Annotated in this window: 8 protein-coding genes; 4 read left to right on the top strand and 4 right to left on the bottom strand. The window is 63.7% G+C overall.

Translation table 11 applies throughout. The features are described 5' to 3' along the window. Positions 1-218: 218 nt before the first annotated feature. From EI291_RS05930 to EI291_RS05920, 3 genes are all read left to right on the top strand, one after another. Complete coding sequence (locus EI291_RS05930; protein ID WP_125418888.1) at positions 219-2,132, top strand: cytochrome-c peroxidase; 1,914 nt, start codon at positions 219-221, stop codon at positions 2,130-2,132. Between the two features lie 220 nt (positions 2,133-2,352). Beyond that, complete coding sequence (locus EI291_RS05925) at positions 2,353-3,786, top strand: 3' terminal RNA ribose 2'-O-methyltransferase Hen1 (protein ID WP_125418887.1); 1,434 nt, start codon at positions 2,353-2,355, stop codon at positions 3,784-3,786. 148 nt (positions 3,787-3,934) lie between these two features. Continuing rightward, on the top strand, positions 3,935-5,926 hold the full coding sequence (locus tag EI291_RS05920) for an OmpA family protein (RefSeq protein ID WP_125418886.1): 1,992 nt from the start codon (positions 3,935-3,937) through the stop codon (positions 5,924-5,926). A gap of 36 nt (positions 5,927-5,962) precedes the next feature. Here the strand turns inward: EI291_RS05920 and EI291_RS05915 are convergent, their stop codons facing one another. Together EI291_RS05915 and EI291_RS05910 are read right to left on the bottom strand one after the other, a co-directional pair. After that, positions 5,963-6,403: an SMI1/KNR4 family protein gene (locus EI291_RS05915; protein WP_170172532.1), complete on the bottom strand. Its 441-nt coding sequence runs from the start codon at positions 6,401-6,403 to the stop codon at positions 5,963-5,965. Positions 6,404-6,410: 7 nt separating this feature from the next. Beyond that, entirely contained in the window at positions 6,411-6,959 is a 549-nt protein-coding gene (locus EI291_RS05910) for a hypothetical protein (protein ID WP_125418884.1), read from the bottom strand. Positions 6,960-7,007: 48 nt separating this feature from the next. Between EI291_RS05910 and EI291_RS05905 the strand changes: the two genes are divergently transcribed. Beyond that, complete coding sequence (locus EI291_RS05905; protein ID WP_125418883.1) at positions 7,008-9,779, top strand: polynucleotide kinase-phosphatase; 2,772 nt, start codon at positions 7,008-7,010, stop codon at positions 9,777-9,779. Positions 9,780-9,911: 132 nt separating this feature from the next. Here the strand turns inward: EI291_RS05905 and EI291_RS05900 are convergent, their stop codons facing one another. After that, positions 9,912-11,621 (bottom strand): serine hydrolase domain-containing protein, encoded by a 1,710-nt coding sequence (locus EI291_RS05900; protein ID WP_125418882.1) that lies wholly within the window; start codon positions 11,619-11,621, stop codon positions 9,912-9,914. A gap of 61 nt (positions 11,622-11,682) precedes the next feature. After that, a complete protein-coding gene (locus EI291_RS05895; protein ID WP_125418881.1) occupies positions 11,683-12,513 on the bottom strand; it encodes a helix-turn-helix transcriptional regulator in 831 nt (276 codons plus the stop codon). Positions 12,514-12,573 lie beyond the last annotated feature (60 nt).

The raw sequence follows: 12,573 nt of genomic DNA, 5'->3' as shown, positions 1-12,573 counted from the left end.
TGATGTTGCCAGACTAACCTTTATGCTGAGCAAAGTCGAAGCATCTCTACCGCTTCGTTAAGGTTACCAGCACAACGTCAGCACGCGAGATTCCTCGGCTGCGCTCGGAATGACGGTCTATTCGTCGTCATACGGCTTATTTATCCGATTCTATCCACTATCCAGCCCTCCGCCCTTATGCAGCGGGGGGCTATTGGTTTTCACACTTCTGGTTCCTCATGCTTTCGTCTCTTTCCGTTGCTCTTCGGGCGTGTGCGCCGCTGCTGCTGGCGGCGCTGCTGGCGCTGGCTGGGGCCTGTTCCCGCACCGATGTTTCCTCCACGCCACCTCCCGCCGATAGCCCTGCCCGGCGCGTGCAGCAGCATGTGGCCCGGGAATTGGCCCGCCTGCATCGGCACGTGCAGCGGCAGTTGCTGCCCCTGGCCCGGCGCGGTACTGCCCCGGATTCGCTGCGCCGCAGCTTCCGTACGGCCCGACTGCTGTACAAGCGGGTGGAGCCGTTTACCGAATACTACATGCCCGGCACGGCCCGCCTGCTCAACGGCCCGCCCATCGGGGAGGTGGAAGTGGCCGAAAACAAGGACTTCGAGCCCGGCGGTCTGCAGGTGATTGAAGCGCTGCTCTACCCCGACTTCGACCCCGCCAACCGCGCCGAGCTGGAGCGGCAAGTGCGGGCCCTGCACCGGGAAATCAGCAATGCCCGCACCCGCTGGCAGGTGCAGGAGCTGTCGGATGCCCACGTGTTTGACGTGCTGCGGCTGCAGGTGTTTCGGGTGGTATCGTTGGGCATCACCGGGTTTGATACGCCCCTGAGCCCCGCCGCCACCTTCCCCGAAACGGCCGCTGCCCTGGCCGCCCTGCAGCCCGTGCTGGCCTGCTACGAGCCCGCCACCACTGCCCCCGACTCGGTGCGCCAGGCCTACGCGGCAGCGCGGCGGCAGCTTGCTCAGGCCGGGCAGTATGCGCGCCGACACCCCGATTTCAACGGCTTTGACCGGCTAGCGTTTATCACGGAACACGCCAACCCGCTGGGTCGGGCGCTGCTGGCTTGCCAGGTGCAGCTGGGTATTCGGCCGTTTGATGAAGTGCGGGCGCTGCGGGCAGATGCGGCTACACTCTTCGATTCGGCGGCTTTCAACCCCGATTTTTACGCGCCTACCACCCAACACTACCGCACCGAAGCCCGCGTGGCCCTGGGCCGCCAGCTGTTTCAGGACCCCGTGCTGTCGGGCACCGGCACCCGCTCCTGCGCCAGCTGCCACCAGCCCGACAAGGCCTTCACCGATGGAGTAGCCAAAAACGCCACCCTCACGCCCGGCGGTTTGGTGCGCCGCAATACGCCCACCATTCTCAACGCCGCGTTGCAGGCCGGGCAATTCTACGATTTACGCTCCACCACCCTAGAAAACCAGGCCGCCGACGTAGTGGGCAACCCCAACGAAATGCACGGCTCCCTGGAAGCCGCCGCCCGCCGCCTCCAGCGCCGCCCCGAGTACGTGCGGCAGTTCCGGCAGGCGTTTCCCGGCAGCGAAGTAGGAGCAGAGCCTACCATTGCGCCCGTGCAGATTCAAACGGCTTTGGCGGCCTACGAGCGGAGCCTGATTCGTCTCAACTCCCGCTTCGACCAGCACATGCGTGGCCGTCGGGAAGCATTGAGCCGGGAGGAAATCCAGGGTTTTAACGTGTTTATGGGCGTGGGCAAGTGCGGCACCTGCCACTTCGCGCCCCTGTTCAACGGCACGGTGCCGCCCGGCTTCACCGAGGCCGAATCGGAGGTGCTGGGGGTGGAGGCCGCGCCCGGTAGCCACCGCCTCGACGCCGACCAGGGCCGCTTCGCCCAGGTGCCGCTGCCGCAGCTGCGCCGTTCCTTCAAGATTCCGACGGTGCGCAACGTGGCCCTCACCGCGCCCTACATGCACAACGGTACCTACCAGAATTTGGAGCAGGTAATCGACTTCTACAACGAAGGCGGCGGCCAGGGCCGGGGCCTGTCCGTGCCCAACCAAACCCTGCCCCCCGATAAGCTCTACCTCTCCGCCGCCGACCAGCGCGCCCTCAAAGCCTTCCTGCTGGCCCTCACCGATACGGCCTCGGGGCCGTTGAACGCAACTGAACAACACCGGAAATTATAAGGAACGTGTCATGCTGAGCGGAGCCGAAGCATCTCTACCGCTTCGTTGAAATGCTATTGTTTAGCACTGCGGTAGAGATGCTTCGGCAAGCTCAGCATGACGGTAGTGTATAGCAATTCCGCAATGCGCGGCTTTTACAGCCTGCAAAACGGCAAACCCTGTATCTTGCCGCCTGCCCGCGTTTTTGGCGGTGCTGTGTATTGTTAGCATTAGACTATCCATGCTGCTCACCATTTCCACTACCCACCAGCCCGCCACCGATTTGGGCTATCTGCTGCACAAAAATCCGGCTCGTCTGCAGTCTATTGACATTGCTTATGGCCAGGCTCACATATTTTACCCCGAAGCCACGGCGGAGCGCTGCACTGCCGCTTTGCTACTTGATATTGACCCCATTGGGCTGGTGCGCAACCACCGGGGGCCTGCCGGGGAGGGGTTTGCCCTGGAACAGTACGTAAACGACCGGCCCTACGCGGCCTCCTCGTTCCTGAGCACCGCCCTGACCAAGGCCTTTAATACGGCCATGAATGGCACCTGCAAGGACCGCCCCGAACTGCCCGAGCAGCGGCTGCCGCTGGAAGCCACTGTGGCGGCCCTGCCCGCCGCCAGCCCCGAGCAGCTGCACCGGCTGTTTGCGCCCCTGGGCTACGAAATCAGCATAGAACCCCACCCCCTGGACCCCACCGTGCCCGACTGGGGAGCCAGCCGCTACCACACGCTGCGCCTGCGCCACCCGGCTCTGCGCCTGCAGGACTTGCTCAGCCACCTCTATGTGCTTATTCCGGTGCTGGACCGGGGCGACAAACATTACTGGATCAACCGGGAAGAAGCCGAGAAGCTGCTGCGTCGGGGCGGAGCTTGGCTGCCCCTGCACCCGGAGCGGGAGTTTATCACGCGCCGCTACCTGCGCTTCGCCGAGTTTGTGAACCCCACGCTGGAGCGCCTGCTGGCCGTGGATGCTGAGGCATCCGACGACGTAGCCGGGGAAGAAACAGCTTCTGTGGAAACCAGCGGCGACCTGCCTGCCGATGGCCCGCAGCAAACCACCACCCGTCAAAATCTCCATGATCTGCGCCTGGACCGGGTGGCCGACATAATCGGACAGTTGGGTGCCAAGCGGGTGCTGGATTTGGGCTGCGGGGAAGGCAAGCTGGTGCGCCGGCTGCTGAAAAACCCGCAGATTGAGCACGTACTGGCCCTGGATGTGGCGTGGCGGGAGCTGGAACGGGCCGGGCAGCGCCTGCACCTCTCGGAAATGCCCCCGCGCCAGCGTGAGCGGCTCACCCTGGCCCAGGGCTCGGTGCTCTACCACGATGCCCGCCTGGAAGGCTACGATGCTGCGGCCGTGGTAGAAGTTATTGAACACCTGGATGAAAGCCGCTTGGCCGCCTTTGAGCAGGTGGTGTTTGCCCGGGCCCGGCCCGGCAGCGTACTCGTTACCACCCCCAACGCCGACTACAACCAACGCTACGAAACCCTCTCGGCCGGCGAGTTCCGGCACTCCGACCACCGCTTCGAGTGGAGCCGGGCCGAGTTTGCCGCCTGGGCCGCCGGCGTGGCCCAGCGCCACGGCTACCGGGTACGCCTGGAGCCGCTGGGCCCGGAGTACGCCGAGGTCGGGGCTCCTTCTCAACTGGCCGTGTTTGAGCGGTAGCGCGTTAGGTGGGACTATGCGTAACGCTTGTTCTTAATTAGGACTATGCGGAGATAAAGTTTGTTGTCGGACACGCGCGGTGTACCCGAAAAAGCCGCCTTGCTGAAACAGATACCGGAAATAGCTGCAGGCTTCGTAATTTTGAAGAATGTTACCTATTCCTGACGGGCTGTTGGTACGGCTGACTATGCTGCTCCTGGCGCTGCTGCTCATCGGGCCGCGGGCCGGGGCGCAAGTGCCGGCTGGTGGGCAAACCTTCACCGATGCCCGCACCGGCTACCAGCTTGCCTATCCGCACGGTTGGCAGGTGCACGAGGAGGTAGCGCCGGCCATGAGCTTTTACGCCGGTAACAGCTGGGACGCGGCCCCGGCCATCGTGCGCTTCAGCGTGCACCCGCTGCCGGCCGGGCGCGTCAACCGGCCACCACTGGCCGCGGGGCCGGTCGATTCGTTGTGGCAGGCCCTTACGGCGCTGCCCCAGGCCCAGGTGGTGCGTTTGGAGCAGCACGATGCCGGCGCGTTTCAGGAAGTGCGCTACGAATACACCTTCGCCGATTCGGCGGGCCGCCGCCGGGTGCTGGGGCGGCGGCTGTGGCGGGGCGGCTACGAGTTTCAGCTGGAATATCAGGCCGCCACGGCCCAGGATGCCGCCACCCTGGCCGCGGGCCGGCAACTGGTGGCTTCTTTTGCCTTTGCCGGACCCGGCCTGCCCAGCCGCCGCTACGCCGACCAGCGCTGCGACGATAAAATCTACGGTATTGCGGCCCTGCGCACCCACGACGGTATTTGGGAGGACGACTGCCGCACCATTCACGAGTGGAGCGGGCTGAACCTGGCCGCCGAGCCGCGGGTGCACCGCCGGGTGCTGCCGTTTCAGTCGTACGCCCTGGCCAAGGGCTTCGATAACTGCCTGTACTCCGTCACCAAATCCCCCACCGACCAGCCTGAGCAGGTATACCGATACAACCCGGCCACCCGCCGCGGCGAGTACACCGGCTGGGAGCTGCCCGCCCAGGGGCCCGGCAACGTCTGGATTTCGGCCGCCACCGACCGCCGCGGCGACCTGTATTTCCAGACCAGCGACGCTCACCTGCTGGTGCGCGTAAGTCCGGCCACCGATTCGGTGGTGACGGTGTGGGAAACGGACCCCCTGCGAAAAGCAGCGTATTATCCGGCCATCGGGTTTGCCAAAGCCGGCACCCATGCCAACTTCGGGCTTGATGAAACCGGCAAGCTGTACGACGTGTACAGCGCCGACGGGGCCCTGCTGACCGTGGACCTGGCCAGCCAGCGCCCCGGCCCCGAGCTGCTGCCCCTGGATGGCCTGCCTGAGCAGGGCGGCTACAGCGACGTGCTGCTGGAGCAGGATGGCGCGGGCCGGCGCCGGTTGCTGCTGGCCGGGCCTAAATCTATTTTTGAAGTAGACCTGGAGCGCCGCCAGGCTACGCGCCTGCGCCGCGGCGTGTACACCGATCTGGCCGGCTGCAGCCTGTTTCGGCCGGCCCCGTCGGCCTCGGTGGGGGCGGCCACCGGCACGGCTACCTGGCTGGGCCGCGTGCTGGATGCCACCACCCTGCAGCCGCTGCCGCAGGCCCGGCTGCAGTTCAGCGGACCCGGGGCACCGGCCGGCAGCCGCACGCCCACCGCCGCCGGCGAGTTTCTGCTGGCCGGCCAGTCGGGGCAGGCTTACCAGGTGCAGGCCGAGCTGGCCGGCTACTTCCCGGCCGATACTACGTTCCAGCTGCCGGCCGGTCCTTCGGGCCACGATGTGGTGCTGTGGCCCGTGCAGCCCGGCACCACCCTGCGCCTCGACAACGTGCAGTTTGAGCAGGGCAAGGCCGTGCTGCTACCCTCCGCCACCCCCGACCTCAACCGGCTGCTGGCCCTGCTGGTGGCCAGCCCCCAGCTCACCATCGAGCTGCGCGGCCACACTGACAACCAGGGCGACCCGCAGCTGAACGTGCAGCTCAGCGAGCAGCGCGTGGCCGTGGTGAAGGCCTATCTGGTGAGCCACGGCGTGGCCCCCGAGCGGATTACGGGCCGGGGCCTTGGTGGGGCCGAGCCCCGCGCCAGCAACGACCAGGAGGCCACCCGCCGCCTCAACCGCCGCGTCGAGTTCCGCATTACGGGCGGGCGGTAGGAGGGTAGGTAATCATATTGGGAGCTTGGTAGCTGATCAGTTAGCAAGCTCAGCCGCCCAGTCAAGCAATCCAAAAATGTCCCCCTGCAAGAATCGGTGGATAAATAAGGCTAACGAATCGGTAAGAAAGACCATTTCGCCAGCTGAACCCTGACTCAGAATCCGGTAGCTGGTTGCCTCCGGCGCTATTTCCACTATCCAGAAATCAACACAAGCACCATACTCGGCAAAGAGGAATTGGTGAGGCTGGTAGTCTTTGAAATGGAGTATTTCCTCAATTGGGGTGATATGAAACAGGAATTCAGCTGACCCGAACCCGTTGCAGAAGGCATAAAACTCCCGAAAGTCAGCCGGAAGGACTACACCTAACGCTGCCTCCAGCTGCTGCATCAGTTGCGCGCTGGCCGGCGGATAAAGCGTTATATCCTTCTGCGGTAGGTCTGCTTTGAGAGTTGCTATGAGTTGCTGAATCGACATGCAAGTTCTATTCATCATCAGCCTGACTGGAAACGGATTGCCTGAAGAACTTGCGGTCCTGCTTGCGGGCTACTGCTTTTAGGCGGATTGTATGCCGGTTCTTATCAGCGCAAAACGACATTGGTCGTACTGCACGCGTGCTATCGGTCTGCCGCAGCATCACGCCTTTCAGCGGACAGTCGTCGTAGCCGCAGTTGTGCCTGGAGTAGGTGCCGAAGTTGCGGTGGCGTAGCTTTTTGTCCCGCAGGATTATCTGCTGGTTGACCCGGATGTCCGTCCACCGCTGGGCTGTATCGGCTACGGTGAGCTGCTCGCCCAGGGTGGTAAGGGCGAAGTAGGTTGCCGGATCTTTGAGCTGCAGGAACTCAAACGTCTTTCCGAAGACTGCTTCGGCCAAGTTACGCAGGTCTATTTTCTGAGTCAGGTTGAGCTTTTCATTCTCGATAATAGAGCGAAACAGGCCCAGCGTATTAAAGTCGGTGTATTTTTGGTGCTGGCTCAGGACACTGCCGTATTCCGAATAGGTAAGGGTATTGAGTCTCCTGTTAATTTTCATAGGTGTAGCGCATTCGTTACGGCCAAATATAGAGCGTTTTATCCCCCGATGCCCCAACCTGCTACCTCCCTCAAGCTTCCCGAACTTTCTCTTGTCCTGCTCATCGGTACCTCCGGGGCCGGCAAATCCACGTTTGCGCGGCGGCTGTTCGCGCCCACCGAAATTGTGTCGTCGGACCAGTGCCGGGCACTGGTGTCGGATGATGAAAACGACCAGTCGGCTACCACCGATGCCTTTGCCCTGCTTCATTACCTCGTGGGCCTGCGTCTGAAGCGGGGTCTGCTGACGGTGGTGGACGCCACCAACGTGCAGCCCGAAGCCCGCAAAACCCTGGTGCAGCTGGCCCGCGACTACCACGTGCTGCCCACGGCCGTCGTTCTGGACGTGCCCGACCGGGTGGCCGAGGACCGCAACCGCCAGCGCGCCGAGCGTCGGCACCTAGGCCGCCACGTCATCCCGAACCAGCGCCAGCAGCTGCGCCGCAGCCTCAAAACCCTCAAGCAGGAAGGCTTCCGTCACATCTACCACCTGCGCGGCCCCGAGGAAGTGGACGCCGTGCAAACCATCCAGCGCGACCCGCTCTACAGCAACCGCAAGCAGGACACCGGCCCCTTCGACATCATCGGCGACGTGCACGGCTGCTACCAGGAACTGGTGCAGCTGCTCGCGCAGCTAGGCTACGCCGTGGAAGAAACGCCCGTGCTGGATGCGCGGGATTTGGGCGTGCGCGTAACGCGGGTGGCCTCACGTGACCCCCTCGGGGCCGGCCCCCTCTCCGGAAGAGAGGGGGAGCCTGACGGTAGCGGAACCGAATCTTTCGTCTCCCCCTCTCTTCCGGAGAGGGGGCCGGGGGGTGAGGCCATACGCCGTGTCCTCTTCCTCGGTGACTTGGTGGACCGGGGCCCCGATTCGCCCAAGGTGCTGCGGCTGGTAATGCACATGGTGCAAAGCGGGCTGGCGCTGTGCGTGCCCGGCAACCACGACATCAAGCTGCTGCGCTACCTCAACGGCAAGCAGGTGAACGAAAAGCATGGTTTCGCCGAAACGGTGCAGCAGCTGGCCCTGGAATCCGACACGTTCAAAAGCCAGGTGCGGCAGTTTCTGGATGGGCTGGTAAGCCACTACGTGCTCGATGGGGGCAAGCTGGTGGTGGCCCACGCGGGCATGCGCGAGGAAATGCAGGGCCGCGGCTCGGGGGCCGTGCGGGCCTTCGCGCTGTTCGGCGAAACCACCGGCGAAATCGACGAGTTTGGCCTGCCGGTGCGCTACAACTGGGCCGCCGAGTACCGCGGCCGGGCCATGGTGGTGTACGGCCACACGCCCGTGCCCGCGTCCGAGTGGCTCAACAACACCATCGACATCGATACGGGCTGCGTGTTCGGCGGCCGCCTCACCGCGTTGCGCTACCCCGAGCGGGAGCTGGTATCGGTGCCCGCCGCCCAGGTGTACTGCGAGCCGATCCGGCCCCTGGCAGTTGCCGGTTACCAGTTGTCGGTTGCCAGTGAATCGGTGAACGAACCAGCAACTGACAACCAACAACTAACAACTCACCTAACCGCGCAACAAGCGCACGACGACCTGCTGGATTTGCGCGACGTGCTGGGCAAGCAGATTATCTGCACGCGCCTGCTGCCGTCGGTGACGGTGCGGGAGGAAAACGCGGCGGCGGCGCTGGAGGTGATGAGCCGGTTTGCCCTCAACCCCAAGTGGCTGCTGTACCTGCCGCCCACCATGAGCCCTTCCGAAACCTCGGCCCTGCCCGACCTGCTGGAGCACCCGGCCGAAGCCTTCGACTACTTCCGCCGCCAGGGGCAGGAGCGGGTGGTGTGCGAGGAAAAGCACATGGGCAGCCGCGTGGTGGTGGTGCTGGCCCGCAGTGAGGACGCCGCCCGCCGCCGCTTCGGGGTGGTGGGCGAGGGGCCGGGCAAGGTGTACACCCGCACCGGCCGCAACTTCTTCACTGATGCTACGCTGGAAGCCGCCTTCCTCACCCGCCTGCAGGCGGCCCTCACGGCCAGCAACTTCTGGGAGCAGTTCGGCACCGACTGGCTCTGCCTCGACGCCGAGCTGCTGCCGTGGTCGGCCAAGGCCCAGCAGCTGATCAAGGACCAGTACGCCGCCGTGGCCGCCGCCGCTACGGCCGCTCTGCCCGAAGCCGTGGCCGTGCTCAGCCGGGCCGCCGGCCGAGGCCTCGATGGGGTAGAGGCCCTGCTGGCCCGCACCAGCGCCCGCCAGCAAGCCGCCCGGCACTACGCCGAGGCCTACCGCCGCTACTGCTGGCCCGTGGACAGTGTGGAGGATCTGCGGCTGGCCCCCTTCCACCTGCTCGCCACCGAAGGCCGCACGTACTTCGATAAGGACCACGCCTGGCACATGGAAACCCTGCGCGCCATCTGCCTCCAGGATGAAGGCCTGCTGCGGGCCACGCCCTACCGCGTGGTGCACCTGCAGGATATTGCCGACGTGGAAGCCGCCACCCAGTGGTGGCTGAACCTCACGGCGGCCGGGGGCGAAGGCATGGTGGTGAAACCCTACGACTTCATCCCCGCGGGCCAGAAACACCTGGTGCAGCCGGCCCTCAAATGCCGCGGCCGCGAGTACCTGCGCATCATCTACGGCCCCGACTACCTGCTGCCCGGCAACTTGGAGCGCCTGCGCGAACGAAACGTGAAAAGCAAGCGCAACCTGGCCCTGCGCGAATTCGCCTTGGGCGTGGAAGGCCTGGAACGGTTCGTGGCCGGCGCCCCCCTGCGCGAGGTACACCAGTGCGTATTCGGCGTGCTGGCCCTGGAAAGCGAAGCTGTGGACCCGCGGCTGTAGTAATGCTTTCGCTTTCAGCCGCTCGGCTGCACTCAGTAGGAGCGCCAAGTAGCGTGTAGCGGTGCGGGGCCTGACTAACCCGGTACGGGCAGTGGGTAAACATGCAGTCTGAGTGGAGCGCCGCCGCCGCGGCTAGCGGCGCCTGCCCGCGGGGTCCGATGAGGTAGAACGAATAACGGCCTTACCGGTGCCGGTTCCCAGCACAGCCGGCAGAATAAAGTCGGCCATCATCTTGTCCACCTGCGGGTGTGCGTAGGCGGTTCCGTAGGCGGTGGCCGTCACTACCACCACCAACGGCTGGTTCTGGAATACAAATATCTTATTGCCACCGTTGCCCGCGCAGTAGAAGGTTTCGTAGGCCTTGCCCTGCACCTGGTACGTCTTGTTCCAGAACAGGTACCCATAGAACTCGTTACTGCGGTTAGGAATGGCTACGTGTTTGGTAAAGGTTTTGGTAACCCAGGCGGCGGGCAGCAGTTGCTGCCCTTGCCATTTTCCGCCGTTCTGGTACAGCTGACCGAATTTAGCGAAGTCCAGCGCGCGGAGTTGAAGGCCGCCAGCCGTATTTGCCACGTGCTGAGGTGTATACTGCCACTGATACTCCGTGATGCCCAAGGGGCGGAAGAGCCTGCGGTCGGCGTATGCTTCCAGCCCCCCGGCTACGTGGTGCTCCAGCACGTCGCCCAGCAGGATGGTGCCGGCCGTAAAATAGGCCCACTGCCCGCGGGGCCTGATGGAATCCAGGGGCAGGCTGAGCGCGAATTTTGCCCAATCCGCCGTGGGATACATGTTCTCCTCGTTGCCGGGCGAATCGGAGTCATCATCGTTGCCCGCAAACGCAGACCGCATGGTGAGCAGTTCGCCCAGCGTGATACGCGCCTTGGCCGGGGTAAAATGGGGGTATTGCTTCAGGTTGTACAATTGGCCCAACGTCTGGGATTCGTTGGGCAGAAATTCGTCGGCAATGGCCATTCCGGTGAGGGCGGAGGCAAAGGACTTTCCTACCGACCGAGGGTCGTGCAGGGTATGCCGGGTGGCCCCGTTGAAGTACTCCTCTACCAGCAGCTGCCCATCCTTGATGACTACTACGCTGGTAATGGCTTTGAACACGCCCGCCTCAATGTTGCCTTTCAAAGCTTTGATTTTGTTGACGTCAAACGACTGTGTGGAAACAGGCAGTCCCGGATACGGCAGGAGCGGGGTTAAACGAACGGTGCTGACGTCGATGATGGGCGTTTTCATCTGCAGCGTTATTTGCCCGCTGGCCAGCACGGGGCCCACCTGCAGCGTGGTGGTTTGCAGGTACGGCCGGATTTCTACCCGGAGCACGTGCCGGCCCTCGGTCAGGGCTTGTTCGCCGCCGCCGGCCCAGAACCGGTTCCACAGCGACTGGCTCCACCAACTGGTGGTGGTCTGGTTGTTCACCAGCGGTTTGTGCCACACCGTTTCCGTGTTTTTGAGGGTGGCATAGGGTGCGCCGGGGTGCAGGTTGCTCACGAACACCTGCCGTTGGTCCACATAAAAGGTAAACTGGTAGTTACCCTGTTTCACCAAGTCCTCTGCCGTTGCGGCCGGGGCCAGCTCGTGCAGGGCATTGGTCAGAGAAGTACCCAGAAACACGGTAATAAACAGGCTGCTCTTCGGGGTAAACAGGCTGGATTGGGTAAACGCCGCATCGGTGTAAGCGTCGGGCGCCACTGCCTGGCTACTGAAAAGGATTTCTCCGACGTGAGCCCGGTGAAAAGGCGAGGTAATGCCGTTGTCGGGAACAAACGGGGCGGGCTGGGCAACGAGCCGGGCGGCCGTGAGCAGTGCCCACAGCAACAATACAAGATGTTTCATGGAAACCAGAAGAGAGAGGCCGCAAAATTACCCGCCTCTGGCCGCCCGAAATAGCACAGATTTAACGTAGCCCCGGGCGTGGCTCCCGCCCCAGCAGCTGCCGATAGCGCGCGGGCCGCTCGTGCATAACGGCGCGGAAGCAGCGGATGAAATGGCTCTGGTCGTAAAAACCGCACGCCAGGGCAATATCCAGCAACGACTGCTGAGGGTCAGAAAACAGCGCCAGAGCCCGTTGCACGCGCAGGCGGCGCACGTACTGGCCCAGCGTGCAGGAAAAATACCGGGGAAAGCCCCGGGACAGATGCGCCGGGTGAATGCCTGCCTCGGCGGCCAGCTCGGTTAACGTCCAGGGAGTAAGGGGCGCGTCGTGCAGCAGCTCCCGTATTCTGCCAACCCAGGGCGGAGCCACCCGCGAGGCGTGCTCCACCGTGCGGGCCAGGTGCTGCAGCCCCGTGGTCAACAGGGATTCGATAGCCAGCGCACTGGTCGAGTCGTGCAGCCGGGTTTCCCGGAAAATCTGGTAGATGCTATGCTTAACGGCCGGCTCCTGAACGTGGAGGCTGCCCTGCACGGCGCAGGATGCCAGCCCCACCGATTCAAACCAGGCCGGCGGCACCTCAATATGAAATCCTCGGGTGTAGCCCGGCGGCTTGCGGTTATAGTGTGCTTCCTGCCAGTGGTGGAACAGCAGGCTGCCCGCGGCATACGGCTGCAACTGCTTCCGGTCGCCCTCCAATACCCGCCCCGCCAGAATAAAGGTAAAATAGGCGTTTTCGTGGTAGTGCCAGTCTACGTGCTCGTAGGTATACTCGGTGTCCGTGAGCGTGAGTCCTCCTACCTGCAGCAAACCATTGGTTTGCCCGTAAAACTGGCCAGTGCTTAGCTGGTGCATAGGAACTGGCGTAATGCGTAGCCGTTGTCAACGGGTCCGATTATCTGCTTTGATGGATGG

Source organism: Hymenobacter rigui (genome assembly GCF_003944715.1).
Classification (GTDB): Bacteria; Bacteroidota; Bacteroidia; order Cytophagales; family Hymenobacteraceae; genus Hymenobacter; species Hymenobacter rigui.
The sequence above is the reverse complement of the archived record's forward strand: the minus strand, read 5'-3'. Positions and strand labels throughout refer to the sequence as shown.